Source organism: Actinomadura sp. 1N219 (genome assembly GCF_044326405.1).
GTDB lineage: Bacteria > Actinomycetota > Actinomycetes > Streptosporangiales > Streptosporangiaceae > Spirillospora.
The window spans coordinates 90,737-113,937 of the sequence record NZ_JBIRAY010000012.1 but is presented as its reverse complement, the minus strand read 5'-3'; the positions used below and the strand labels follow the sequence as shown (position 1 = coordinate 113,937).

General features: G+C 70.3%; 28 protein-coding genes. 12 read left to right on the top strand and 16 right to left on the bottom strand.

What is annotated here, in order from left to right:
- Window positions 1-8: 8 nt before the first annotated feature.
- Window positions 9-434, bottom strand: coding sequence for an ATP-binding protein (locus ACH35V_RS31370; protein WP_395977901.1), 426 nt, complete (start codon window positions 432-434; stop codon window positions 9-11).
- 108 nt (window positions 435-542) lie between these two features.
- Between ACH35V_RS31370 and ACH35V_RS31365 the strand changes: the two genes are divergently transcribed.
- From ACH35V_RS31365 to ACH35V_RS31350, 4 genes are read left to right on the top strand one after another with little or no spacing between them, the layout of a single operon-like run.
- On the top strand, window positions 543-788 hold the full coding sequence (locus ACH35V_RS31365) for a helix-turn-helix domain-containing protein (RefSeq protein ID WP_395977899.1): 246 nt from the start codon (window positions 543-545) through the stop codon (window positions 786-788).
- A 3-nt stretch (window positions 789-791) separates the two neighbouring features.
- Complete coding sequence (locus ACH35V_RS31360) at window positions 792-1,355, top strand: DUF5753 domain-containing protein (RefSeq protein ID WP_395978278.1); 564 nt, start codon at window positions 792-794, stop codon at window positions 1,353-1,355.
- Window positions 1,352-1,546: a DUF397 domain-containing protein gene (locus ACH35V_RS31355; protein ID WP_395977897.1), complete on the top strand. Its 195-nt coding sequence runs from the start codon at window positions 1,352-1,354 to the stop codon at window positions 1,544-1,546. The genes ACH35V_RS31360 and ACH35V_RS31355 overlap by 4 nt, the downstream gene beginning before the upstream one ends.
- A gap of 20 nt (window positions 1,547-1,566) precedes the next feature.
- Window positions 1,567-1,761: a DUF397 domain-containing protein gene (locus ACH35V_RS31350; RefSeq protein ID WP_395977895.1), complete on the top strand. Its 195-nt coding sequence runs from the start codon at window positions 1,567-1,569 to the stop codon at window positions 1,759-1,761.
- 70 nt (window positions 1,762-1,831) lie between these two features.
- On the opposite strand, the gene ACH35V_RS31345 is transcribed toward ACH35V_RS31350, so the two are convergent.
- From ACH35V_RS31345 to ACH35V_RS31335, 3 genes are all read right to left on the bottom strand, one after another.
- Complete coding sequence (locus ACH35V_RS31345; RefSeq protein ID WP_395977893.1) at window positions 1,832-2,998, bottom strand: epoxide hydrolase family protein; 1,167 nt, start codon at window positions 2,996-2,998, stop codon at window positions 1,832-1,834.
- A 64-nt stretch (window positions 2,999-3,062) separates the two neighbouring features.
- Window positions 3,063-5,669 (bottom strand): HelD family protein, encoded by a 2,607-nt coding sequence (locus ACH35V_RS31340; RefSeq protein WP_395977891.1) that lies wholly within the window; start codon window positions 5,667-5,669, stop codon window positions 3,063-3,065.
- Window positions 5,669-5,836 carry a hypothetical protein gene (locus ACH35V_RS31335; protein ID WP_395977889.1) on the bottom strand — a complete coding sequence of 56 codons (168 nt, stop codon included), beginning with the start codon at window positions 5,834-5,836 and terminating at the stop codon, window positions 5,669-5,671. Before ACH35V_RS31335 ends, ACH35V_RS31340 begins: the two co-directional genes overlap by 1 nt.
- A gap of 281 nt (window positions 5,837-6,117) precedes the next feature.
- On the opposite strand from ACH35V_RS31335, the gene ACH35V_RS31330 reads away from it, so the two are divergent.
- Both ACH35V_RS31330 and ACH35V_RS31325 read left to right on the top strand, forming a co-directional pair.
- Window positions 6,118-8,148 carry an N-6 DNA methylase gene (locus ACH35V_RS31330; RefSeq protein WP_395977887.1) on the top strand — a complete coding sequence of 677 codons (2,031 nt, stop codon included), beginning with the start codon at window positions 6,118-6,120 and terminating at the stop codon, window positions 8,146-8,148.
- A 126-nt stretch (window positions 8,149-8,274) separates the two neighbouring features.
- The gene (locus tag ACH35V_RS31325; protein ID WP_395977885.1) at window positions 8,275-8,448 is read left to right on the top strand and encodes a hypothetical protein; all 174 of its coding nucleotides are present in this window, start codon (window positions 8,275-8,277) and stop codon (window positions 8,446-8,448) included.
- Between the two features lie 40 nt (window positions 8,449-8,488).
- On the opposite strand, the gene ACH35V_RS31320 is transcribed toward ACH35V_RS31325, so the two are convergent.
- On the bottom strand, window positions 8,489-9,853 hold the full coding sequence (locus tag ACH35V_RS31320) for a PQQ-binding-like beta-propeller repeat protein (protein ID WP_395977883.1): 1,365 nt from the start codon (window positions 9,851-9,853) through the stop codon (window positions 8,489-8,491).
- Between the two features lie 84 nt (window positions 9,854-9,937).
- Between ACH35V_RS31320 and ACH35V_RS31315 the strand changes: the two genes are divergently transcribed.
- Complete coding sequence (locus tag ACH35V_RS31315) at window positions 9,938-10,462, top strand: PaaI family thioesterase (protein ID WP_395977881.1); 525 nt, start codon at window positions 9,938-9,940, stop codon at window positions 10,460-10,462.
- On the opposite strand, the gene ACH35V_RS31310 is transcribed toward ACH35V_RS31315, so the two are convergent.
- The 4 genes from ACH35V_RS31310 to ACH35V_RS31295 form a co-directional block, all read right to left on the bottom strand.
- A complete protein-coding gene (locus tag ACH35V_RS31310; RefSeq protein WP_395977879.1) occupies window positions 10,451-11,512 on the bottom strand; it encodes a methyltransferase in 1,062 nt (353 codons plus the stop codon). The genes ACH35V_RS31315 and ACH35V_RS31310 overlap by 12 nt on opposite strands.
- Window positions 11,505-12,218, bottom strand: coding sequence for a hypothetical protein (locus ACH35V_RS31305; protein ID WP_395977877.1), 714 nt, complete (start codon window positions 12,216-12,218; stop codon window positions 11,505-11,507). The genes ACH35V_RS31310 and ACH35V_RS31305 overlap by 8 nt, the downstream gene beginning before the upstream one ends.
- A 50-nt stretch (window positions 12,219-12,268) precedes the next feature.
- On the bottom strand, window positions 12,269-12,928 hold the full coding sequence (locus tag ACH35V_RS31300) for a TenA family transcriptional regulator (RefSeq protein ID WP_395977875.1): 660 nt from the start codon (window positions 12,926-12,928) through the stop codon (window positions 12,269-12,271).
- 70 nt (window positions 12,929-12,998) lie between these two features.
- Window positions 12,999-13,457 carry a PaaI family thioesterase gene (locus tag ACH35V_RS31295; protein WP_395977872.1) on the bottom strand — a complete coding sequence of 153 codons (459 nt, stop codon included), beginning with the start codon at window positions 13,455-13,457 and terminating at the stop codon, window positions 12,999-13,001.
- A gap of 396 nt (window positions 13,458-13,853) precedes the next feature.
- Between ACH35V_RS31295 and ACH35V_RS31290 the strand changes: the two genes are divergently transcribed.
- On the top strand, window positions 13,854-14,726 hold the full coding sequence (locus tag ACH35V_RS31290; protein WP_395977870.1) for an SAM-dependent methyltransferase: 873 nt from the start codon (window positions 13,854-13,856) through the stop codon (window positions 14,724-14,726).
- A 17-nt stretch (window positions 14,727-14,743) separates the two neighbouring features.
- Window positions 14,744-15,994 (top strand): cytochrome P450, encoded by a 1,251-nt coding sequence (locus tag ACH35V_RS31285; RefSeq protein ID WP_395977868.1) that lies wholly within the window; start codon window positions 14,744-14,746, stop codon window positions 15,992-15,994.
- A gap of 35 nt (window positions 15,995-16,029) precedes the next feature.
- On the opposite strand, the gene ACH35V_RS31280 is transcribed toward ACH35V_RS31285, so the two are convergent.
- From ACH35V_RS31280 to ACH35V_RS31270, 3 genes are read right to left on the bottom strand one after another with little or no spacing between them, the layout of a single operon-like run.
- Window positions 16,030-16,644 (bottom strand): hypothetical protein, encoded by a 615-nt coding sequence (locus ACH35V_RS31280; RefSeq protein ID WP_395977866.1) that lies wholly within the window; start codon window positions 16,642-16,644, stop codon window positions 16,030-16,032.
- 57 nt (window positions 16,645-16,701) lie between these two features.
- Window positions 16,702-17,523, bottom strand: coding sequence for an alpha/beta fold hydrolase (locus ACH35V_RS31275; RefSeq protein ID WP_395977864.1), 822 nt, complete (start codon window positions 17,521-17,523; stop codon window positions 16,702-16,704).
- Window positions 17,520-18,695, bottom strand: a complete 1,176-nt coding sequence (locus tag ACH35V_RS31270; protein WP_395977862.1) for an MFS transporter — start codon at window positions 18,693-18,695, stop codon at window positions 17,520-17,522. Before ACH35V_RS31270 ends, ACH35V_RS31275 begins: the two co-directional genes overlap by 4 nt.
- A 55-nt stretch (window positions 18,696-18,750) precedes the next feature.
- On the opposite strand from ACH35V_RS31270, the gene ACH35V_RS31265 reads away from it, so the two are divergent.
- The gene (locus tag ACH35V_RS31265; RefSeq protein WP_395977860.1) at window positions 18,751-19,611 is read left to right on the top strand and encodes an AraC family transcriptional regulator; all 861 of its coding nucleotides are present in this window, start codon (window positions 18,751-18,753) and stop codon (window positions 19,609-19,611) included.
- 79 nt (window positions 19,612-19,690) lie between these two features.
- Here ACH35V_RS31265 and ACH35V_RS31260 read toward each other — a convergent pair whose 3' ends face one another.
- Complete coding sequence (locus ACH35V_RS31260) at window positions 19,691-20,092, bottom strand: PPOX class F420-dependent oxidoreductase (protein ID WP_395977858.1); 402 nt, start codon at window positions 20,090-20,092, stop codon at window positions 19,691-19,693.
- Between the two features lie 153 nt (window positions 20,093-20,245).
- On the opposite strand from ACH35V_RS31260, the gene ACH35V_RS31255 reads away from it, so the two are divergent.
- On the top strand, window positions 20,246-20,923 hold the full coding sequence (locus ACH35V_RS31255; protein ID WP_395977856.1) for an excalibur calcium-binding domain-containing protein: 678 nt from the start codon (window positions 20,246-20,248) through the stop codon (window positions 20,921-20,923).
- On the opposite strand, the gene ACH35V_RS31250 is transcribed toward ACH35V_RS31255, so the two are convergent.
- Complete coding sequence (locus ACH35V_RS31250; protein WP_395977854.1) at window positions 20,920-21,441, bottom strand: NUDIX domain-containing protein; 522 nt, start codon at window positions 21,439-21,441, stop codon at window positions 20,920-20,922. The genes ACH35V_RS31255 and ACH35V_RS31250 overlap by 4 nt on opposite strands.
- Before the next feature lie 225 nt (window positions 21,442-21,666).
- On the opposite strand from ACH35V_RS31250, the gene ACH35V_RS31245 reads away from it, so the two are divergent.
- A complete protein-coding gene (locus tag ACH35V_RS31245) occupies window positions 21,667-21,915 on the top strand; it encodes a PGPGW domain-containing protein (protein WP_395977852.1) in 249 nt (82 codons plus the stop codon).
- Window positions 21,916-21,942: 27 nt separating this feature from the next.
- Here the strand turns inward: ACH35V_RS31245 and ACH35V_RS31240 are convergent, their stop codons facing one another.
- Window positions 21,943-22,506 (bottom strand): carboxymuconolactone decarboxylase family protein, encoded by a 564-nt coding sequence (locus ACH35V_RS31240; RefSeq protein WP_395977850.1) that lies wholly within the window; start codon window positions 22,504-22,506, stop codon window positions 21,943-21,945.
- A gap of 29 nt (window positions 22,507-22,535) precedes the next feature.
- A complete protein-coding gene (locus ACH35V_RS31235; RefSeq protein ID WP_395977848.1) occupies window positions 22,536-23,195 on the bottom strand; it encodes a hypothetical protein in 660 nt (219 codons plus the stop codon).
- Window positions 23,196-23,201 lie beyond the last annotated feature (6 nt).

Below are 23,201 nucleotides of genomic sequence, written 5' to 3'. Positions count from 1 at the left end.
CGACGCGGTCACGGCTTGAGACGAGCCCAGACCCATTTGCCGTTGGACGGGTCGAGCGTGTGGCCGTACTCGACGGCGAGAGCCGCGACGATGGGGAGCCCCCTGCCGCCGTTGTCGTCCCACCCTTCCTCGGACACGTCGAGGGTGTCGATCGTCATCTCAATCACCGGGCGGGGGCGCGGAACGTCCGGACTGGAGTCCCACACGGCGATGAGGACACCGGCGCTGTCGCGGCTGCACTGGTACTTGATCCCCTTGCCGGGCGTGGCGGCCACGGCGTTGGTGACCAATTCCGTGGCGATTAGGAATACATCGTCCGAAATGTGCTCATAACCCCACATGTACAAGCGCGTTTGGGTGAGCTGGCGTGCCATGCCCGGCGCGGCCGTCGAGGCCGGCATCGGGACCAGCAGGCAGTCCGGCGTCGCGATCATCGCTCGCCCCGCCCTTCCTGGAGAGTTTTACGGTTCGTGCCTCCAGGATCACCATCGGTGACTAGAGTGGGCTGTATTCGTAAACATCTCAACCCCCGGGAGATGTCGATGAGTGTTGCGGACGAGATCGATCCGGCGTCCTCGCTCTACGCGTGGCTGGCCTATGACCTGCGGTTTTACCGCCAGAAGCGAGGGCTCACCGGTACCCAGGTGGGCAGGATCATCAACTGCGTCCGGTCCCACGTTTCCAACCTGGAGGCGGGCCGGGCCTGCATCGACCTGGACCAGGCCAGGTCCCTCGACAAGGCGTGGCAGACGGGCGGCCACTTCGAGCGCCTGCTCGGCTTCGCCTGATCGCTGCACAGCCCCGACTGGTTCCGCCAGAGCGTCGAGTACGAGGTCAAGGCCAAGATGCTCCGCATCTACCAGGCCCAGCTCATCCCCGTGCCGCTCCAGACGGAGGACTACGCTCGCGCCGGCCTTTCGATGGCGCGCGTCAACGACGTCGAGAAGGCGCTCATGAGTCGCATGGCGCGACAGGAGCTGATCATCGGCAGAGAGGACACCCCGCTGATCATGGTCCTCCTCGACCAGGACGCGCTGGATCGTCCGGTGGGAGGACCCCACATCATGAAGGCCCAGCTCCAGCGCCTGCTGGAGTTGGGAGAGCGTCCGGAGATAAGCATCCGGGTCATCGCCCGATCGGTCGGCTTTCACCTCGGGCTGAACGGGCCGTTCCAGGTCATGACCCTGGAGCGCAGAGACGTCGCGTACACCAGTGCGTTCCACGGTGGCCGGCTGGTCCAGGACTCCACGGAGGTTCGCGAGATCGCCATAGACTTCGAGCTGATCGGGGCAAAAGCCTCGTCCGAAGGCGATTCCCGAGCCCTGATCGAAGAGATCATGAAGGAGTTCGCATGACGATCAGCTGGCGCAAGAGCTCGTACAGCGGTGCCGCCACCGACGAGATGTGCGTCGAGGTCGGCGACTTGATCAGCGGCGTAGGAATCAGAGACTCCAAGAACCCGTCCGGTGAGCGCCTAGAAGTGAGCACTGCGGCGTTCGCCGTTCTAGTGGGACGAATCAAGCGAGACGCGCTGGACCTGCCGTAATCGTTTGCCGGAGGTGGCGAATGAAGATCAACTGGCGCAAGAGCTCGTACAGCGGTAGCTCGACCGACGAGGTGTGCGTCGAGGTCGGCGACCTGATCGGCGGCATCGCAATCAGGGACTCCAAAAACCCGTCTGGCGAACGCCTCGACGTGAGCCCTGCGGCGTTCGCCGTCTTGGTCGACCGGATCAAGCATGGAGAACACGACCCGGCGTAGCCGAGTTGCGTCCGGTCTTGAGGTGGGCGGATCGGGCGCCCGCCTCAAGACCGTCGACCAGCTGGGTGGGTCAGCGGAGGGGGCGGTAGAAGGTGCGGAGGTCGGTGGTGAGGAGGTCGGGGCGTTCCAGGGCGGCGAAGTGGCCGCCCTCGTCGAAGTCGGACCAGTGGACGATGTTGTTGCCCTGCTCGGCGTAGCGGCGGATGGCGATGTCCTCGGCGAAGGCGGCGACGCCGGTCGGGGTCGTCGGGGGCTCGGTGTTCCAGCCGCCGGACATGTGCATGTTCTCGTAGTAGATGTTGGCGGACGAGCCGATGGTGTCGGTGAGCCAGTAGAGCATGACGTCGGTGAGCATCCGGTCGCGGTCGACGGCGGTCTCCGGGAGGTCGCCGGACGGGTACGTCCACTCCTTGAACTTCTCGACGATCCAGGCGAGCTGGCCGACGGGTGAGTCGGTGAGGCCGTAGGCGAGGGTCTGCGGGCGGGTCGCCTGGATCTGGAAGTACGCGCTGCCGTTCTCGGTCCAGTTCGCGAGCCGGTCCAGCCGGGCGCGCTCGCGGTCGTCGAGGGCGGCCTTCTCCTCGTCGGACACCTCGCCGTACGGGATGAAGCCGTAGGTGGCGGCGTTCACGTGGACGCCGACGACGTGCTCGGTGTCGATACGGCCCAGTTCAGGTGCGACGAAGGCGCCCATGTCGCCGCCCTGCGTCCCGTAGCGGTCGTAGCCCAGCCGGTTCATCAGCGTGGCGTACGCGCGGGCGACGCGGCCGGTGTTCCAGCCGGGCTCGCGGGGCGGGCCGGAGAAACCGAAGCCCGGCATGGAGGGGATCACGACGTGGAACGCGTCGGCGGGGTCGCCGCCGTGCGCGGCGGGGTCGGTGAGCGGGCCGATCATGTCGAGGAACTCGACGACCGAGCCGGGCCAGCCGTGGCACAGCAGCAGCGGCAGCGCGTCCGGCTCGGGCGAGCGGACGTGCAGGAAGTGGACGGTCTGCCCGTCGATCTCGGTGACGAACTGCGGGATCTTGTTCAGCTCCGCCTCGTGGACGCGCCAGTCGTAGGAGGTGCGCCAGTACTCGGCGAGTTCGCGCAGGTAGTCGGCGGCCACGCCGCGCTCCCATGCCGCGCCGGGGAGGGTCGCGCCCCAGCGGGTGCGGGCGAGCCGGTCGCGGAGGTCCTGGAGGTCGGCCTCGGGGACGTCGATGCGGAACGGGCGGATATCGCTGGAGCCGGTCATGGCGCTTCCTCCGTGGGCTTTCGGAACGGATCGTTCTGTTCTCAGATTAGCAGAACGGAATCATCTATTCCAGTGTCTGGCGCCCCAGGGCCAGGTTCAGGTTGCGGCCTGCCCAGGCGCCGTCCGCGCGCCAGATCACGGACATGCCGAACGCCTCGGCGAGGACGTCCGGCGCCCACGGTTCCGCCGGGGGCTCCGGCAGGACGATGAAGCGGTGCTTCGCGGGTTCTCCCTCGGCGTGCTGAATCTCCAGGAGGCGGAGCACGGCGTCCCGCATGCGGCGGTACGTGCTCCCGTCCTCGCCGAGCACCTCGTACAGGATCCGCCCGTCGGCCCCGGCGCAGATCACGTCGGCCGTGGGGGAGTCCACTGTGGGGACGAGCCCGGCGCCGTACAACTCGGAGATCAGGGCGTACCGGACGCCTTCGTGGACGGTGCTGCGGCGCTCCTCCCGCACCGTGGACTCCAGGTCGGCGATGAACGCGCCGAAACCCGATGGGGCCTCGCCGGCGGGTGCGGGTGCGTCGATCACGTGGTCGTCTTCCTCTGAGTCGTCGGAGCCCGGACGCAGCGCCCGAGGGATGGGGGCCGCGTGGACGATGGTCAGCGACCTGGTGCAGCGGGTGATCGCGACGTAGAGAAGGCCGTGGCCGCCGGGGGTCCGGGACGCGATCTCGGCGGGCTCGACCAGCACGACATGGTCGAACTCCAGGCCCTTGGACTCCGCCGCGAGGATCACGGTGGCGCGGCCGTCGTCCGGGATGCCCGCGCGGATCGCCGGGACGTCGGCGCTCAGCGCGTCCGGGACGATCACCGCGACGGAACGGTCGTCGGCGGGGGAGACGAGCGCGCGCGCCCGTGCGGCCGCCTCGTCCCGGAGGGATGCGGTGCGCACCGGGACGAGGGTGATCGCGTCCGGGCCCACCGGGCGGATCGAGCGGGGGAACGGGGTCCGCGGCGAGACGGAGCGGCCCAGGACCTCGGTGAAGTCCATGACCTCGCGCGGGACGCGGTAGCCGACCGTCAACTCCTCCAGATGCCAGCCGTCGCGGCCCGCGAGGATCCCGCCGAGCACCGACCAGTCCGGGTAGGCGCGGTCGCCCGTCGCCTGCGCGAGATCGCCGAGGACGGTCATGGACCCGGACGGGCAGCGCCGCGCCAGCGACCTGGCCTGCATCGGCGTGAGATCCTGCGCCTCGTCCACCATGATGTGCCGGTAGCGCGGCGGGCCCTCGCCGGTCAGCAGGACGCGCAGTTCCTCCAGGCAGACCCTGTCATCGGGCGACCACGGCTCCTCGCCGACGCGCGCGGCGGGCGGCCGCGCGATCGCCGCCCGCTCGTCGGCGGTGAGCGCCCCGCCGGCGGCCTGCCGCAGGACGCCGGGGTCGCCGAGCAGGTTCCGCAGGACGCTCTCGGCGGTGACGTTCGGCCAGACGGTGTTCACCAGCCCGACCACGCGCGGGTCCCGGGACAGCCTGCCGCGCAGGCCCTCGTCGGCGCGGCGCGGCGTCTCGGCGGCGTGCAGGCGCAGCAGGTGATCGACGAGGCGGGCGGCGAACGCGCGTCTGCGGGACGCGAACGGCGCGTCGTCGTCGCCCTCCGCGAACGTGCGCAGTGTTTCACCTGGGACCGACAGGCGGACGCCCTCGAAGTTGAGCGTGAACGTGTCGTCGCGCATCTGGCCGATGACGCGGTGGTGCGGGATCCCGTCCACGGCGCGGCGCAGGACCTCCGCCATCCGGATGTCCGATTTGACCAGCCGTGCGGGCGGAGTGTCGGCGCCGCGAGGGGCGTCCCAGAGCCGGTCCAGCTCCACCGCCGTCACATCGTGGCCGCCCAGACGCGGGAGGACGCCGCGGACGTAACGGAGGAACCCCGGATGCGGGCCGACGACCAGGACCTCGCCCGTCTTGAAGACCTTGTTGTAGAGCAGCCACGACATGCGGTGCAGCCCGACGGCCGTCTTCCCCGTCCCGGGACCGCCCTGCACCACGAGGACGCCCTTGCGCTCGTCCGACACCAGCAGGATCTGCTCCCGCTGGATCGTCTCGACGATGTCGCGCATCTGCCCGTCCCGGGCCCGCTCCAGGTCTTCGAGGAGGAAGTCCTTCAGGCCCTCGGCGGGCGACGGCGGCCTGGGCGACCCCGTTTCCGTTTGCGTCTGCGTCTCCGTTTGCGGGACGTTCGGCGGCCGCACCCTGATCTCGTCGCGGAAGTCCTTGACCCGGTCGCGGTCGCAGCGGAGGCGGCGGCGCAGCGTGATCCCGCCCGGGTCGTCCGGCCGCCGCCGCATCCACTCGATCGCCTGCGGCGCCTGCCAGCTGACGACGATCGTGTCGTACGCCTCGTCCCGGACGTTGCGCCGCCCGATATACCACGTCCCGGCCGCGCCGCCTCCGTTCCCGGCCGCGCCGCCTCCGTTCCCGGCCGCGCCGCCTCCGTTCTCGGTGGCGTCGACGCGGGCGATGACGAGCGCCTCGCCTTCCAGGTCGTCCTCGAACTTGACCTCCGGGGCGACGTCCCGGATGAACGACGTCCCGGCGTGGGAGTCGGTGATGTCCGAATGGCGGACCGACTCGCGGTTCGTCCGGAACCTGCGCTCGTAGCACGCGTAGGCGTGGTCGACGGCCCGCTGCTCCTCCGCGAGCGTGGCCTTCCGGTCGTCCCGCATCAGCGGTCGCCGAGGGGGACGGTGACGCCGCCGGAGAACATCGAGTCGTGCAGTTCGATGGCCTTGAGCCTCGTTCCGCGCTGTTTCTGCGGCGGGACGGCGAACGCCGGCAACGGCTGCGGCGGAACGTGGCGAGGCCCGTACGGCCCTTGCTGGCTGTGGTTCATTTCGCTCTCCAGTAATTCAGGCGGCGATGCCGCCGATCCGGGGGGAGGCTCAATGGATGTACACAGCAAACCACAGTCAGGACTGTGAACACAATCAACCTACAAGATTTGTGAATGTCAGAGATGGCTGGCGGAGGGCCTGGGGAGGACGTGAACCAGATCAACCGGGGCAACGGCCGTGGTAGGCGCTAGGGTGAGATCGTCCGCGTTCAGGCGGGCCGAGCGGGCTCGTCGTTCCAATGGCGGCGGGTGGGGGCTGGAGGATGGCGGAGGGAGTGCGGGTGTCGAACGACGCGACGGTCACCGCGGCCGATATCGCGCGCCTGGCCGCGGTCGGCCGCGCCGCGGTGAGCAACTGGCGCCGCCGCCACGACGACTTCCCCCAGCCCGTCGGCGGGACGGCGGTCAGCCCGACGTTCTCCCTCGCCGAGGTGGAAGGCTGGCTCCGCGGCCAGGGCAAGCTGGCCGGCTCGCCCGTCCGCGAGCGCGTGTGGCAGACCCTCCGCCAGGCGACCGCCGGGGGCGCCGAACTCGCGGACGTGCTCACCTACGCCGGCGCGTTCCTCCTCCATCTACGCGTGAACCCCGGCCGCCGCGACGTAGTGTCCGGCGCGCTCGACGCGGGCGTCCTGCCCGAGGCCGTCCGGGAACACCTCGCCCTCGGTCCGTCGGGCGCCCTCTCGTCCGGCGGCCGGATCGGCGTGCCCGACGGCGTCCCGGCCGACGTTCCCATCGCGGACGCGCTCGCCGATCTGGTGGACGAACGCGGCGTCGCGGAGACGTTCGAGTTCCTCCGCACCCGCTACCTGGAGCACCACAACCGCCGCGTCTACCTCACGCCCGACCCGGTCGTGCGGCTGATGCTCGAACTCGGCGGCTCCACCGGCGGACGGGGCGGTGCCGTCCGCACCGTCCTCGACCCGGCGTGCGGCACCGGCGCCTACCTGAGCATGGCGAACGAGCTGTTCACGGACGTCGAGCAGCTCCTCGGGCAGGAGATCGACGACACGACCGCCCGGATGACCGCGATCCAGCTCGCGCTGCGCGGCGCCCCCGCCGAGGTCCATCCGGGCGACTCGCTCCGCGCCGACGCCTTCCCCGGACGGACGGTAGATCTCGTCGCGACCAACCCGCCGTTCAACGACCGGGGCTGGGGCTACGAGGAACTGACCGGCGACCCGCGCTGGGAGTACGGCCTGCCGCCGCGCATGGAATCGGAACTGGCGTGGCTGCAGCACGGCCTCGCGCACGCGCGTCCTGGCGGAACGGTCGTCATCCTCATGCCCCCGGCCGTCGCGAACCGCCGTTCCGGGCGCCGCGTCCGCTCAGAACTGCTCCGCCGTGGGACGCTGCGGGCCGTCATCGGTCTGCCCCCAGGCGCGGTGCCGAATATGGCCGTCGCGCTGGCCGTGTGGGTTCTTCGCCGTCCGTCCCCTGGCGACCAGCCCGCGGACGACGTTCTGATGGTCGACACCTCCGCCGACCCAGAGAACTTCCACAACGTCGCCCTGAACGCGTACCGCCGCTACCTCAAAGGCAAGAGCGACGGGACGGATTCAAGCGTCGTCGTGCGTATCATCGACCTACTGGACGACGAGGTAGACCTCACCCCCGCCCGCTACCTTCCTCAGCGCAGCGCTCCCGCATCGGAGGGATCGTTCAGCGCCGCACGCGAAGTCCTGGAGAAGAAGGCGGCGGAACTGCCGCAGACGGTCGCCGAGCTGTCCGCCCTTACGCAGACCCAGGCGCGCGACGACATTCCCATGACGACGGTCGGTGAACTCGCCAAGGCGGGCGTGCTGCAGGTGCTCCGTCCCCCCGCCAAGGTGAGGATGGGCGAAGGAACCGTCCCTCTCCTGACCCTCGAAGACATCGCCCTGGGCAGGGACGCCACGGGAACGGCCGCACCCGACCCCGACCATGTGCGGATAGCCGCAGGGGACGTCGTCGTCTCCCTCGCCGCCCGCCACCCCGTCTCGCGCGTCATGGCGGAGGACGGCGCGGCCCTCGGCCCCGGCCTGGCGCTGGTGCGTGTCGACCCGTCCCGCACCGATCCCGACTTCGTCGCCGGATGGCTGCTGCTCGGCGCGCAGGGCGCCCGGCTCCGCAGCTCCACCTCGTCGGCCCGCTTCGACGTCCGCCGCGCCCGCCTGCCCCGCCTCACCCTCGCCGAGCAGGCCGAACTCGGGAAGGCGTTCCGCAAGCTCACCGAACTGGAGACCGCGCTCCGCGAGACCCGCGAGCTCGGCGCGGACGTCCTGCGCCTCGGCCTCGAAGGACTAGGCGCCGGCGCCCTCCGCCCGTCCCCCTGACCCTGCGCCCGTCCTCCTGACCCTGCGCTCGTCACCTAACCCTCAGCCGTCACCTGGGCCTGCGGGCGGGGTCGCCGCGGGTACGCTGCCTGCGGGCACGGGATCGGCGGCCGGAGGTGGTGGGCGTTGCGGCGGGGCGATCTGCTCGGGGAACGCGAACGGTACGAGCTCGACCAGGCGATCGGGCGCGGCGGGATGGGCGAAGTGTGGCGCGCCTACGACCGGTTCGTGAGCCGCGCCCCGTCCGGGCCTTGGTGGCATCGTTCGACAGCGCACCGGATCGTGGCCCGCGCCATCTGACGCCGAGCAATGGTCTAGCCGGAGGGTCAGTGGCGGGGTGTCATTGTTTCTTGGTTGTCTTCTCCGTTGGGAGGCCGAATGCGGCTAGGACGGGGCCGTTGCCGGGGCGCGGGCCGTGGCGGAGCAGGATGAAACGGTCGTCCGCCCAGTGGAGGCTCGCCTCGCTCTGGATCATGGCGCCGATGCCGGTCATCGACTTGGGGATCGTCATCAGCTCGGTCGACTTCCCGGTGCGCGGGTCCAGGGCCAGGACGGCGCTGGGGTCGCCGGAATAGCCGCGCTTGCGCGCCGGGATCGGGGGGTGGGACACGATGAGCCGCCCGCCGTGGAAGCCCACCGGGACCAGCTCGGCTTTGTCGGTGACCTCGCTCGTCCACACGCTGCGTCCGGTGGTCAGGTCGTAGGCGACGATCTTCTGCGGCCCGAAGTCGTCGGTCTTCGCGCGCAGGTAGACGGTCGTGCCGTTGAGCGCGATGCCGTCGCACCGGGTGACGTCTTCGCCCGCGCAGCGGATGGGCCGCTGGCCGCTGTACTTGTCCAGTTTCACCCGTCCGGCCGGGGCACCGGACTTGTCGAGCATCAGCACCTGCGTGGTCTGCCCGTCGAAGTCATCGCCGATGCCAACGACGACTGGGTTCGTCGAGAAGATCCCGGTCACGCCGATGCCGTCGCCGAGGGGACGCGTCCAGCGCGGACGTCCGTCCGCCGCGCCGAGCAGCTGCACCGCGCCGGACGCGCCGCCGCCGCACTTCTGCTCGGCGACCAGGGCCTGCCCGCCGCCGACCGCCGAGTACAGGCAGCCGCCGAACAGCCCGATGCGCTGCCAGAGGGGCTTGCCGTCGCGGAGCCGGAACGCGTTGATCCCCTCGTTCTGCCGCTGCACCGCGACGGCGCCGTTGGCGATGACCACCTGCGTTGCCTTCGTGCCGCTGGAGTCCCAGCGCGGCAGCGGCCGCTGCCACACCGCCTTCCCATGCTGGACGTCGACGACCTGAACGCGATCGCACTTGTCGCCCCCGCCGCCATGCAGAACGGCGACCCGTCCACTCGCCATCTGCGTGGACGTGGCGCAGATGTCACCGGGAAGCGGCACGGTCCACCGCTTCTTCCCGTCCGCGATGCCATATCCGGTGACCTGGCGCCCGGCGGCGATCGCGAACACGTCCCCGGACGGCCAGCCCGTAGGCCCATGCGGCTGCAGAGGCGCCGCCTTGGCGTCCAGCCACCACAGCAACTCGCCCTCCGGGCCCGCCTTCTCCCCGCCGAACACGACGCTCCGCACGATCATGACGGCGACGAAGATCATGAACGCCGGGAAGATCAGGTAGAGCAGCCGCCACTTACCCCACCCCTTGGACGGAGGGGGCGTGGCCAGGTATGGGGAACTATTGAATGGCGTGGACACCCGTAGTTCCTACCACGGCAACTCATTCCCAACGTGTTTCAGTCACGAGAATGGTGGCCGTCCGGCCAACCGCAATGACCCCGCATGACCTTGACCGGCGATGATCGCGTGCATGAGGCCGAGTTCCGGCACTCTGTTCGTTCCGGGGGCGTGGGCCATAGTGTCGGGGTTGTGACTGTGGATCGGCAGAGGCGAGGGGTGTTCTGGGACGTCCAGGCGGGGCGGGTTCCGCCTCCTGCGGCGGCGGTGACGTTGGGGTGGGAACTGGTCGAGGTCGATCCCGAGGCGGGCACCATCGAGGTCGCCTTTGCCGCGGGTGAGCAGTTCTTGAATCCCGCGGGCGTGATCCAGGGCGGGTTCCTGGCCGCGATGCTCGATGACACGTTGGGGCCGGCTTTGGTCGCGACGCTGGATGAGGGACAGTTCGCACCGACACTGGATCTGCATGTGCAGTTTCTGAGGCCCGCATTCCCGGGACGCCTTGTCGGGCGTGGACGGATTGTTCAGCGCGGGGCCGAAGTGTGCTTTCTTGCCGGTGAGCTTCTCGGACCCGATGGACGAGTAGTGGCCGTGGCGTCGGCGACCGCGCGGATCAAGTCAGGTCGGTGAGGCTTCGATCAGGCGGTAGCCGAATGGTGGAATGGGCTCGGATATCCGGTCCAAAGTGAATCCGGCGGTCTCTAGGAGAAGCTGGAACTCGTTCGCGGTGCGTTCGCGTCCGCCCGTGACGACCAGCATCAGGATGTCGCGGAGGTACCAGTGGGTCTCGTTGAACCCGGCGACGGCCTTGTCCGGAAGCGTTCGCTCGACGAGGAGCACACGGCCGTCCGGCGGAATGGCGGCGCGGACGCTGCGGAGAATCGCGATGGATTGCTGGTCGTCCCAGTCGTGCAGGATCTCCTTCAGCAGGTAGGCGTCGGCTCCCTCTGGAACCTTGTCGAAGAAGTCGCCGGCGACTACGCGGCACCGCTGCCCGACCCCGGCGGCGGCCAGTGTGGCGTCGGCGTCGGCGAGGCCGGTCTGGACGTCGAAGAGCACGCCCCGAAGGGTGGGATGGGCTCGCAGGATGTGGGTGAGGAGGGTGCCGTCCCCGCCGCCGATGTCCACGATTTCCCGAAACCTGGCGAAGTCGGCCGCTGCCAGGACGCCGGGGGCCGTGTCACGGGTGTGCTCCGCCTGCGAACGGTTGAAGATCGCCGCCCGATCGGGGAAGCGGGCGTAGTACTCCGTCCAGCTCATGCCGTGCGCCAGGTCCCAGCCCGGGGTTCCGGTCCGCAGGCTGGGCACGAGCCGGTCCCAGCTCCGCGAGGTTTCCGGACCGCAGCCCATCAGCAGGACGCCCCGTACCGAGTCGGGCGCGTCCGTGCGGAGCGGTTGCCCGATTTCGGTGAGGTCGAAGCGGTCGGTCCCGGTCTGGGTGAGGACGCCCTGTCCGGTGAGGGCGAGGAGGAGCCGTCGCAGGGACGGCGCGTGGGTGCCGGTTCGTTCCGCCAGCTCGTCGGTGGTGTGCGCGCCTGCGGCGACCAGGTCGGCGATTCTGAGTTCGGCCGCCGCGTACAGCGTCTTCGCCGCCATCAGGTGCAGCAGCGGCGCCAGGAGCAGCACGGATGGGGGGACGGCGGCGGCCTGGTCCTGCCGCGCGGCCTCTGGGTCAGCCATGGAGGGCCAGCTCTGCGTCCACCGCGCGCCGGCGGGCGAGCTTCACATCGGCCTTGATATTTCTCATCGTCACCTTCCGATGGAAATAGTGGTATCCACGGGTTATCGCGTAGTCGACGCATTCTCGGCTGTCGGTCCTGAAGTAGGTGACGAAGTCGTTGACGGCGTCGTCGCCGAGAAGGTGCAGGGGCTCGTGCCGGATCGGGATCGTCCCGAAGTCGGTGAACCACGAGAGGATTTCCTGCCTGATCACGCCGGCGACGTAGTCGAATCCCATCGCGTGGGACAGCACGGCACAGTTGCGGAGGATGATGCCCAGCAGGAGGTCGCCCCGGAACGCCTTGTCGACCGCGATGTTGTTCACTTCGAGGACGCGCTTTCCAGCGGCGCCGGGGATGATCTGGACGAGGGGCGAATCCGGCGCCACCGGGGTGAGCCGGAAGATGGCGACCAGTTCGCGGTCGAATGTGATCTTGTAGCACGTGGACGCGGTGTCGGGGAGAAACTCGTCACTGTAGAGGCCGAGCGGTCTCAGCGCGTTCTTGAGGAAACCGCGGTATTCGTCGAGTTCCTGCGCGCCCGCGACTTCATGGGTCTGGTATTGCCGCAGTTCCCGTAAGACCTCCTCGTCTTTGGGAGCCGCTGCGTAGGTGGTCGTGGTGGTTGTGTCGCCATCGTCCAGGACGGCGATCGCTTCGAGCGGCAAGGCGGCTCTCCCTCGTATTCGGTTCCGTGGAAGCGTGGGCGGAGAGGGGCCTAGGCGCTGGCCAGCACGTCGCGGAACATCTGGGCGTAGTAGTAGATGGTCATCCGGCGGCCGTGGATGACCTCGTCCAGATCGGAGTCCTTGAGCAGCAGTTCGTTGACGGCTCTCTTCACGTCCTCGATGTGCCGTGCGTCGAACCCGGCATGGCTCTTGATGAACGTGACCTGGTTCTTCTCCAGGCCGTATGTTTCCCGCAGGACTTGAGCCATTGATTTGCCGAGGTCGGCGCCCAGACCTTCGGTGAGGCTCGCGACACCGAGAATGCCGAGCGGGCTTCCGTAGGTCGCCATGTAGTAGTTCTGGGAGACCAGCCCCCACGACCCACGCTTCGGCGGAACCGCCAGGACTTCTTCGGCGTTCTCGCCCAGGTTCTCCAGATCCCTGATGCAGAACAGGTCGTGGTTGTTCTCTTCCTGGACCTGCTCGAAGAACCAGTCGCGAAGCTTGCGGTAGTCGTCGCCGAGCCGGGCTCCGGCCAGCGAGAGCATCCGGGAGGTGTGGCGGACCATGTGGTAGGTCTCGCGCAGGTAGGCCACGTAGTGCTCGCGCTTCATCTGGCCGCTGAGGACGGTCTCGATCAGCGGGTTCTGCCCGATCTCGCTGTCGAACTCGCTCTGGGTCGCGGCGAGGAGCTTCTCGAAGCTGGTCATTGTGACTGATCCTTTCGGTTCGGTTCCGGAATTGTGGTTTCTGCCGGACGGCGCCGCCGAGGTGTTCGTGTCAGGACGGCGGGACGGGGGCAAAGGCTTCCGGCCAGTGCAGCAGGCGGTAGACGCCCGTCGCGCGGGCCAAGGTCTGCTCCTGCGCATCCATCAGGCGCGCCTCAAGAAAGGCCGATCTGCCGTTCATCGAGGTGATACGCCCTTCGCTGAAGACCTTTTCGACGGGAACCGCCCTGATGAAGTCCGTGCTCATGGAGACGGTGACGGGAAGGAACTGCGCCTCATGGAGTCCGACGACCGCCGATCCCATGCATTCGTCCAGCATGGCGGTGACGAATCCGCCGTGCACCGTACCGGACGGGTTGACGAATTCGGCCGCCGGCTCGAAGGAGAGGTGAATAGCCTGGGCCTCCTTGTCGAGCCGCAGCAGCGTCCACCCGATCAGCTTCGCCACGGGCGGCATTTCGCCGGGCAGGCGGTCGTACACGGTTTCTTCGTCGCTCTTCAGCTCTATCAACCCGGTTACTCCATTCTGGAAGTGGTGGGCATATCCAGGCGGCCGGTCCGGATACATGTCGGATCATCGATTGCGCTCATTGCCCCTGTCAATGGGCGTCGTTCGGCGTCTTCCGGACGAGGACGAATTCTTCGATCAACAGAGGGTGGTGGGGGCCCGCCTTCTGTGTGCATATTTTGGAGCCTTGACCCCATTGGCGGTAGCTGCTATCGACCCGTCCTCCGCGCAGGTCCCGGAATCTTCCCGCGTCATTGCGGGCCTTACCTGGCAAGAGTGACGCCATGCCGAAGTCCGGCGACATGGCGTGATCGAACTGCTGGTTTGTCGGGCTTTGGCGTTCCTGTCATGATGAGTTGATCAGCATCGGCCGCTCTGTTCGGACGAAAGGTTCCGTCCATGAGGGAAGACGGCCCGCCGTCGGGCGTCGACGTCACGGTGCCGAATGTCGCCCGGATGTACGACTACTACCTGGGCGGAAAGGACAACTACGCCGCTGACAGGGAGGCCGCCGAGAAGGTCATCGCGGTGATGCCGGGCTCGCAGGCCGGGGCGCGGGCCAACCGCGCGTTTCTGATGCGGGCGGTGCGGTATCTGGCTGCGGAGGCGGGCATCACGCAGTTCCTCGACCTCGGCGCGGGGCTGCCCACCCGGAACAACGTGCACGAGGTGGCGCTTTCGGTGAACCCGGACGCCCGGGTCGTCTACGTCGACTGGGACCCGGTGGTCTGCGCGCACAGCCGCGCGCTGGTGCGGACGCCGCACAATGTCGGCGTGGTCGAGGCGGATCTGCGCCGCCCGGACACGATTCTGCGGCATGAGACGACCAGGGCTCTTCTCGACTTCAGTCGCCCGGTGGCGGTGATGATGGTGTCGATCCTCCATTTCGTCGACGGTTCCGACGACCCGCAGGGGATAGCGGCGCAGTACCGGGACGCGACCGCGGCCGGGAGTCATCTGGTCATTTCGCATTTGACCGGGGATCTGATGGAGAAGGCCCGTCCCGAGGAGACCGAGCGGGCCAAGGAGATCTACCGCCGCACCGCCACCCCCGTCCATCTGCGGACCCGTCAGGAGGTCCACGATCTGTTCAAGGGGTACGACCTGGTGGATCCGGGCCTGGCGTGGCTCACCGACTGGCGTCCCGCCGACCCCGGCCCGGACGGGCCGACCGTGGTCCGGCTCAACGACCGGCCCGGCGGGACGATCGAGGAGGCGCCCGGTTACGGTGGCCGCATCCCGGCGTACGCGGGTGTGGGCCGCAAACTTTGAGCGTGCGAGGAGGCAGTGTGCCCGGGTTGGCCGACATCGACCTGTCCAAGGGCGCCTTCTGGGCCGCGCCTTACGCCGACCGCGCCGCGGCGTTCGGGACGCTCCGGCGCGAGAGGCCGATCGGGTTCTTCGCGGAACCGCGCGTCCGGTGGGCGAAGCGCGGCCCCGGGTTCTACGCGGTGACGCGGCACGCCGACGTGGTCGAGGCCAGCCGGAGGCCGGAGGACTTCTCCAACGCCGAGGGCGTGATGGTGTTCGAACGGCCGCCGGCGTCGATCGAGTTCTTCGACTCGATGATCAACATGGACGATCCGCGGCACGCGCGGCTGCGCCGGATTGTCTCCCGGGCGTTCACGCCGAGCATGATCAGGCGGCTGGACGGCGAGATCCGGCAGGTGGCGGCCGAGATCGTGGCCGGGCTGCCGGAGCGCGGCACGTTCGACTTCGTCGCCGACGTCGCCGAGCGGCTGCCGCTGACCATCATCTGCCGGATGATGGGCGTCCCCGAGAGCCGGCACCGCTTCGTCGCCGAACGCACCAACATCATCCTCGGCGCGGGCGACCCCGAATACACCCCGGACAGGTCCGAGACCGAGCCCGTCACGCTCCTCACCGCCGCGGCGGAGCTGGCGGGAATGGTCAAGGAACTGGCCGCGGAACGCGCCGGCGCCCCCGGCGACGACCTGACGTCCAAGCTCGTCAACGCCAATATCGACGGCGAGAAACTGACCGCCCGGGAACTCGGCTCGTTCTTCGGCATCCTTTTGCAGGCCGGGAACGAGACGACACGCACGGCGATCTCGCACGGTCTCATGCTCCTCACCGAGCACCCGGAGCAGAAGCAGCTGTGGGCCGGGGATTTCGAACGGTACGCGGCGACCGCGACGGACGAGATCGTCCGCGTCGCGTCGCCCGTCATCTATATGAGACGCACCGCGACGCGGGACTGCGAACTGAACGGCCACCACTTCAGCAAGGGCGACAAACTCCTGCTGTACTACTGGTCGGCCAACCGCGACGAGACCGTCTTCGACGACCCCGACCGGTTCGACATCACCCGCTCACCCAATCCGCACCTGGGCTTCGGAGCCCCCGGACCGCACTACTGCCTGGGCGCCCACCTGGCCCGCAGCGAGGTCACCGCCATTTTCCGGGAACTGCTCGTCCGCGCGCCCGGCGTCCACGCCGCCGGAGCACCGGACCGGCTGCGCTCGAACTTCCTCAACGGCATCAAACACCTGCCCTGCGCCCTTTCCCGAAACACCTGAACGATCCGCGCCGATCCGTGCCGATCCGCGCTCGTCTAACTGCGGTTCGCCGCGTACAACTGGGGGCGGGCGAACCAGTCGGCATCGAGCGTCTCGCCGGTCAACGACTCCAGGGTGGCCAGGGCGATCTCCCAATCCAGAGCCGGGCCCGTGTAGGTGTTCGCCATCACGCCGGCACGGAGGTCGCACAGCGCGCCGAGGTGACCGGTCAGAGCCTCCGGATCGGCGCCCAGCCGGTCGAGCGGGAGCAGCGTGTCCACCTCGGTCATCAACACGCCGTCGGCCAGGTAATAGAGCCTGCTGAAATTGTTGATCAGCCAGAACACCGAATGGACCGCGGCGCCCTGGCTGAGGCGCTGCAACGCGTCCACTTCGGCCATGGCGGTGCCGTACCCCACGATGACGATCGCGTCGCCGCGCTGCTCAAGGAAAATCGCGTCATCGTCGTAGTCGGTTTCGGCCGGTTCGCATGTGGTCAGCGCTTCCGGGTCACCGTTCAACCGGCGCACCACTTCGTGAACCGTCAACCCCGCATTGTGGGGACGGACCACCGTCCAGGAGAGGTTCTCCGGGGCGTACACCGAAGTGCTGTACAAGTGCTCGAGCAATTGCACGTAGTGCTCGATCCGCTCCGGTGCCGGGCCCGCCATGTCAGCTCCTTTTACGGTCAAGGGTCGCCCGACCCTACCGCCGAGATCATTGGACGCTCAGCGTTCGCGGGCATGGGGCCGGTGTGGCAGCGAGTCGAGGAAGTCCCGGATGGGCTGGGCGGTGGCGGAGGCGAGGTCCTCCGATGTTTTCAACTGGTTCGAGATGGCGACCGGGGCGAGGGTCGCGTCGGGGATGGCCTGGACGCATCGTTCGGCGAGGGCACGCGGGTGCCGGGGGTCGGTCCCCGGGAACACGAGGACGGGCGCGCGGACATCGGCGAGTTCGGCGACCGAGGTGAAGGAGCGGTCGCGTGCGATGGACGCGGCGGCGATGATGCTCGCGAGGTCGCTGCGCGGGATGGCGTCCCGGACCATCGCGCCGACGACCGGCGGGAACCGTCCCAGGATCGGCTCCCAGGCGGCCTCCAGCCCGCCGGCGGCGGCGCGGGCGGCGAACGCGTCGAGGAAGGCGATCTCGGCGGCCTTGGCGGCGGCGTCCTCCTCGATGTCCTCGACGCCGAGGAGGACGGCCGCGTCCACCCGGTCGGGGACGCGCAGCGCGGTGCGCAGCGCGATCGTCGAGCCGAGCCCCGCGCCGGCCAGGACGGCGCGCCGGTGGCCGAGCGCGTCGAGCAGCGCGAGCAGGTCGTGGGTGTACTGGTCCCAGGTGTGCAGGGACGGGTCGGCGCAGACCGACGCGCCGTAGCCCCGGACGTCCGGCAGGATCACCGTGGCCCGTTCGGCGAGCAGCCGCGCCAGGGGGCGGAGGCTGCGCCGGTCCGGGCCCCCGGCGTGCAGGAGGACGAGCGGCGGCCCGGAACCGCCGATGTCGGCGGCCAGCGCGCGGCCGTCGCCGCCGCGGAAGGCGAACGGGGTCATGTGGACCTTTCTGGAGGCGGGGTCAGGAACAGTCCCAGCGCGTAGGCCAGGGCGGGGACGAAGCACAGCAGGGTGAAGACCGCCTGCGGGCCGTGCGCGTCGGCGGCCAGCCCGAAGACCGGGGTCAGGAGCCCGCCCGCGCTGACGCTGAGGCCGAGCGTCACCCCGGCCGCGGTGCCGGGGCGTCCGGGCAGGTAGTCCTGGCCGAGCCGGACCACGACCGCGAACGGGACGTTCAGCGTCAGACCCGCCAGGACGGCGAACGGCAGCGGCAGCAGCGCGCCGGGCGCCAGCCGCAGGCCGACCAGCATCGGCGTGACCAGCAGCGCGCCCAGCTGGACCGTGCGGACGAGGCCGATCCGGTCGGCGAGGCGCCCGCCGAGGAGGGTCCCGGCGACGCCGCCGCCGAGGAAGCACGCCAGCGCCGCCCCGGCCATCGGCTGCGACGCGTCCAGATGCCGGATCCAGTACAGGCCGATGAACGTGGCGACCGCCGAGAACACCGCCGAGCGGACCACAGAGATAGCGGTGAGGACGGCGAACGGCCTCCAGTGGGCGGGCCCGGCCGCCGCGGCGACGCCGTCCCGGGCCCGGCGGGCGTTCCTGGCCAGGACGAACGCGACCAGGACGGCCGGGGGCAGGAACACGACCGTGCCCGCCGCGCCCCAGGCGACCAGCGCGGGCGTCGCCAGGACGGGCGCCAGGAAGAATCCCACGCTGCCGCCCGCCGCGAACACGCTCATCCCGGTGACGCTGTCGCCGGCGGCCTCCCGCGCTGCCTTGCCCGCCGCCGGATGGAACATCGCCACCCCGCCGCCGGACAGCAGGAGCAGCAGCCACACCAGCGCGTACGACCCGGCCGTCCCGGACAGCGCGAACCCGGCCCCGGCGAGCAGCACGCCGGCGGCGGCGAGCCGCGGCAGCCGCAGCCGGTCGACCGCGACGCCGATCGGCGGCTGCGGCAGCGAGCTTCCCAGCGTGGCGGCGAGGGTGAGCCCGCTCGCGGCCACGTAGCTGTAGTTCCGTTCGAGGACGAAATAGGGCACGCTCGCGGGCACGAGCCCCTGGTAGAAGTCGTCCACGGCGTGTGCGGCGGCCCAGACCCACATCCGCCGCAGGACCGACGGCGGTCCATGATCGGCCGCCGTGGTGGGGTGCGTGCTCGTCGCCATGCCGTCCAGGATCATGAACGCGCAGGGGCGGCGGCTATCGGTATTCTGCTGGCATATGTCGAAAAACCGCCAACCTCTGGAGCGTCCGGCCTCGCTGCTGCCGCTCGCCCACCGTGAGCGCGTCGACTGGCATGACCACCGGCACCACCAGCTCGTCTATCCCAGCCACGGCGTCCTCCAGGTGTCGACCGGCGCGGGGACGTGGGTCGTGCCGCCGCATCGCGCGGTGTGGCTGCCCGCCGGGGTGCGGCACTCCCACCAGGCGCACGGGCCGACCCAGCTGCGCACGGTGAACTTCACGCGCGACGAGCCGGCGTTCGGCGGGCCGACGGTGCTCGCGGTGTCCCCGCTGCTGCGCGAGGTCATCATCGCCCTGACCGCCGCCGACGCCCCCACCGCGGAGGAGGACCAGGCCGGGGCGGACGGCCAGGTCGGGGCGGGCGGGCAGGTCGGGGCGGACGGCCGGGCCGGGGAGGACGGGCTGACCGTCCGGTCGCGGCGCAACCTGGAGCGGGTGGCGCTGGACCAACTGCGCAAGGTGGAGGAACTCCCGCTCCACCTGCCCGTCCCGGCGGACGACCGGCTCCGCGCCATCGCCGCGGCGCTCGCCGACGACCCCGCCGACCGGCGCACGCTCGCGGAGTTCGGCCGTGCGGCGGGCGCGTCCGAACGGACCCTGAGCAGGCTGTTCCGCCTGCAGACGTCGATGACGTTCCCGCAGTGGCGGGCCCAGGTGCGCCTCCACCACGCCCTGATCCTGCTCGCGTCCGGCTCGTCGGTGACCAGCGTCGCGGCGGCCTGCGGCTACGCCGGGCCGAGCGCCTTCATCGAGGCGTTCCGCCAGGCCTTCGGCACCACGCCCGGACGCGTCGCGACACGGCCGGCGGACGCGCCCGGCCACCGTCCGTCTCGTTGATGTCGGCGGGACCGCCAGTCGGCGGGGACCAGCAGTCGGCGGGACGGGTCAGTCGGTGGACGGTCAGTCGGCGGGACGGTCAGTCGGCGGTTCGCTTGGTCATGCCTTCGGTGGCGGGGTCCAGGCCCCAGGTGAAGATCGTGTGCGGGTGGATGCGGATCAGGTCCACGCCGAAGCGGGAGCTCTGGGGGTCGTCCTCGACGACCGTCTCGGCGTGGCCGCGGATCTCGATGCCGCGCACGTGCCAGGGCCGGACGGACGCCAGGTCGTCGATGACGAGCGCCACCTGATCATTGCCCTGGACGTTGCGGTACTTGCGCGACTTGGCGAGGTTCCAGCCCAGGATGTCGAAAGTGCCGGTGCCGGCGTTGTAGGTGTACCCGACGGGATTGTTCTGCGGGTCGCCCTTGGGGCCGACCGTGGCGAGCCGGGCGAGGTGCTGCGTGGTCAGGTATTCGCGTTCGACGTCAGTCAGCTTCATGACTCCAGCATGGAACCTCGACTCATCTTGAGGTCAAGCGCGGCATTTGGCGGAAAGTTGGCTCATGCGATACGTGCTGGTTCTGTGCCTATCGAGGTGTTTGCGGTGAACTGAGGTTGTGGTGCGACGGACTCCACTCGTGAGGGTCGCACCATGCCGGACCTGTCCCGTCCACCGCCTGACTCCCGTCCACCGCCTGGCTCCCGTCCACCGCCCGACCGCGCCGCACGCCGGCGCCGCGGCCTCCTTCCGGTTCTCGCCGCCCTGGCCGCGGTTCTGCTCATGGGCCTCCTCACCTCGTGCGGGTCGGGTTCCGAGCGGTCCGAGGAGGTCGCCCCGCGCGAGACGACCTCGCCGCCCGCCACCGTCCCGCCGAGCACGCCGGAGACGCCGCCGCCCCGCGGACCGTCGACCCCGGAGCCGGGCGCGGCGGACGGCGTCGACCCGCATTTCGCCACGTGCGCGCAGGCCAAGGCCTACGGATACGGCCCCTACTACAAGGGATGGGACCCCGAATACCACTGGTACCAGGACCGTGACCATGACGGCGTCAACTGCGAGCCCTGGCCGGGGGATTGGCCGTGGAGCCCCGACCCGGAGCAGAGCGTCCCGCCGCTGCCGACACCGCCGACACCGCCGACACCGCCGAGCCCGCCTCCGACCGAGGCGCCGCCGCCCTCCGAGCCGAGCGACGAGCCGTCCGACCAGGAGACGAGCCCGGAACCGGCCCCGCCGCCGAGCGAGGAGCCGTCGACGCCGGAGCCCGAGACGCCGCCCGGCCAGGGGCCCGACGAGGAGCCCTCGGCGCCGGGTTCCGGCGATCAGCCCTAGGCCGCCGGGCGCGGTGGGCCGAGTGAGGTGATCAGGTTGCGGAGCGGCGCGGACATTTCGTCGGGGAGGTCGTCCAGGGGGTACCAGCGCGCCTCAAGGATCTCCGCCGCGTCCAGGTCGAGGCGCCCGCCGACCACGCGGGCCTCGTAGTACGCCTCGACGCGGTGCCGGAAGCCGCTGGCGACCGCCGCCGGCGGGCCGCTGACCCTCACTTCGAGGGACGTCTCCTCCCGCACCTCGCGGGCGACGCCGTCCTCGAGCCGCTCACCGGCGTCGACGTAGCCGCCGGGCAGGCCCCACGCGCGGTACGCGGGCCAGAGCCGGTGCCGCAGCAGCAGGATCCGGCCCTGCTCGTCCCGGACGATCCCGCCCGCGTACACCAGGAACGTCCGGTGCCGGAGCCGGGCGAGCCGCCACTGCGCCCGTCCGCCGAGCCGCAGCCAGGCCCGCGCGGTCAGCCGGTGCACCGCCGAGCCGTCGCGTCCGCGCGCCCGGAGAGCGGCGTACCGGATCTTCATTGCCGAAATGCTAGCCGCCGCCTCGTCCGCGCCCGTCGCCGCCACGACCGTCGCGGACGAGGCGTCCCGGCAGCGGGGTCGCCGTGTGGTTCTGGCCACATCGGGCGTGGATCGGGATCTTGGCGGGCGGCTCGGATCGTCCCCTAGTACAGGGGGCGGGGAGATCGGGGAGGCTGCGTGACCACGATGGAGCGATCTGAGGCGCGGGCGGGTTCGGTACCGGAGGTGAGACGCCGGGGGCCCTTCCGGGTGGTGCGGAAGGTCGCCGTCGGGGTCGCGGGGACCGCCATGATCCTGGCGGGCGTCGTGATGCTGGTGCTGCCGGGGCCCGGCGTCGTGGCGATTCTCGCCGGGCTCGGCCTGCTCGGCACCGAGTTCCCCACCGCGCGCCGGATCAGCCTGCGCCTGAACGGCTACGTCCGCACGGCCTGGCGCAAGGTCAGGACGGCGGCGCGCCGGGACCGCGCCGCCTGACAAGGAGCGGCCTGACGGCGGATCGCGTCAGTCGGTGACGCGGAGGACGCGGAGCTGGTCGGCGACCATGCGGTAGTAGCCGACGAGCGTGACCAGCTCGTACAGCCGGGTGAGGCCGAGGGTGCCGGTGGCCTCGGTGAAGCTGTCGTCGGTGAGGTCGCCGCTGGCCACCAGTTCGCGGGCGGCGGCGAGGACGGTGGCCTCCAGCGGGTCGTCGAGGCGGCAGTCGGACCCGGTGCGGACGGCGGCGATCTGGTCCTCGGTGAGCCCGGCCCTGAGGGCCGCGTGGGTGTGGACGGCCCACTCGTACTCCGAGCGCTCGTGCGCCGCGACCGCGAGGATCGCCAGCTCCTTCTGCCGCGGGGTGAAACCCGTCCCGTAGCGGACGACGGTGCCGAGCTCTTGCAGTGCGTTGCCGAGTTCGGGGCTGAGCAGCATGCCGTTGAACGGGCCGCGCAGCCGCCCTTCCTCGTCGGCGAGCGGGAACGGGCGGCTGCCGGTGGCGCGGGCGCTGTCCAGGAGCCGGTCGTAGAGCTCGCGCTGCTCGGCGGTCAGGTCCGCGGGCCGGAACGCGTCGACGCGGGCAGGCATGGAGGTCCCCCGATGAGTGCGGTGGCGGGTCATTGAGTGGCGGCGGGCGCGCCGCTGGGACGGAAGGTGCCGTGGTAGGCGAAGGAGCGGCGCTCCTCGGCGGTGACGGCGCGCATGATCTCGGCACGCCACGGGGTGCTGGTCGCGGCGTGGTAGGCGGCGGTGCCGAAGACGCCGGGATCGTCGATCTCGTGCAGGGCGAGGAAGCGGGGCGCGTCGCCGTCGACGAGGACGTAGCGGCGGGTCCTGCGCCAGCCGGGGAGCGCGTGCAGGGACGGGATGTGCTCCTCGGCGTACCAGTCGTGGAAGCCGGGTTCCCGCGCGGGCTCGACCGTCATGGCCCGGGCCAGCAGGAGCGGCGGGGGAGCGGCGGCGGGCGCGCCGTGGTCGTCCAGGAGCTCGTAGATGCGCCGGTCGAGGGTCTCCAGCGCGGACATGACGGCGGTCTCGCGCGCGCTGCGCCGGTCGCGCAGGCGGCGGTAGCCGGGCGTGTGGAGAACCTCCAGGTCGAGGTCGTACCATGCGAGCCAGGACGGCGCCTCGCCGTCCGCGGCGCGGTACCGGTGACCTTGGCGGACGCCCGGCAGGGCGAGCCGGGCGGGGCCGTGCTCGTTGTCGTACCAGTCGTGGAACCCGGCCTCGTCGCCGTCGCGCGGTTGCGACAGGACGTAGAGCAGACCTTCCGTCACGATGGG

Coding starts and splice junctions, on each gene's coding strand:
- ACH35V_RS31370 (WP_395977901.1), bottom strand. CDS start 434: ATGATCGCGACGCCGGACTGCCTGCTGGTCCCGATGCCGGCCTCGACG.
- ACH35V_RS31365 (WP_395977899.1), top strand. CDS start 543: ATGAGTGTTGCGGACGAGATCGATCCGGCGTCCTCGCTCTACGCGTGG.
- ACH35V_RS31355 (WP_395977897.1), top strand. CDS start 1,352: ATGACGATCAGCTGGCGCAAGAGCTCGTACAGCGGTGCCGCCACCGAC.
- ACH35V_RS31350 (WP_395977895.1), top strand. CDS start 1,567: ATGAAGATCAACTGGCGCAAGAGCTCGTACAGCGGTAGCTCGACCGAC.
- ACH35V_RS31345 (WP_395977893.1), bottom strand. CDS start 2,998: ATGACCGGCTCCAGCGATATCCGCCCGTTCCGCATCGACGTCCCCGAG.
- ACH35V_RS31340 (WP_395977891.1), bottom strand. CDS start 5,669: ATGCGGGACGACCGGAAGGCCACGCTCGCGGAGGAGCAGCGGGCCGTC.
- ACH35V_RS31335 (WP_395977889.1), bottom strand. CDS start 5,836: ATGAACCACAGCCAGCAAGGGCCGTACGGGCCTCGCCACGTTCCGCCG.
- ACH35V_RS31315 (WP_395977881.1), top strand. CDS start 9,938: ATGACCTTGACCGGCGATGATCGCGTGCATGAGGCCGAGTTCCGGCAC.
- ACH35V_RS31310 (WP_395977879.1), bottom strand. CDS start 11,512: ATGGCTGACCCAGAGGCCGCGCGGCAGGACCAGGCCGCCGCCGTCCCC.
- ACH35V_RS31300 (WP_395977875.1), bottom strand. CDS start 12,928: ATGACCAGCTTCGAGAAGCTCCTCGCCGCGACCCAGAGCGAGTTCGAC.
- ACH35V_RS31290 (WP_395977870.1), top strand. CDS start 13,854: ATGAGGGAAGACGGCCCGCCGTCGGGCGTCGACGTCACGGTGCCGAAT.
- ACH35V_RS31280 (WP_395977866.1), bottom strand. CDS start 16,644: ATGGCGGGCCCGGCACCGGAGCGGATCGAGCACTACGTGCAATTGCTC.
- ACH35V_RS31275 (WP_395977864.1), bottom strand. CDS start 17,523: ATGACCCCGTTCGCCTTCCGCGGCGGCGACGGCCGCGCGCTGGCCGCC.
- ACH35V_RS31270 (WP_395977862.1), bottom strand. CDS start 18,695: ATGGCGACGAGCACGCACCCCACCACGGCGGCCGATCATGGACCGCCG.
- ACH35V_RS31265 (WP_395977860.1), top strand. CDS start 18,751: ATGTCGAAAAACCGCCAACCTCTGGAGCGTCCGGCCTCGCTGCTGCCG.
- ACH35V_RS31260 (WP_395977858.1), bottom strand. CDS start 20,092: ATGAAGCTGACTGACGTCGAACGCGAATACCTGACCACGCAGCACCTC.
- ACH35V_RS31255 (WP_395977856.1), top strand. CDS start 20,246: ATGCCGGACCTGTCCCGTCCACCGCCTGACTCCCGTCCACCGCCTGGC.
- ACH35V_RS31250 (WP_395977854.1), bottom strand. CDS start 21,441: ATGAAGATCCGGTACGCCGCTCTCCGGGCGCGCGGACGCGACGGCTCG.
- ACH35V_RS31240 (WP_395977850.1), bottom strand. CDS start 22,506: ATGCCTGCCCGCGTCGACGCGTTCCGGCCCGCGGACCTGACCGCCGAG.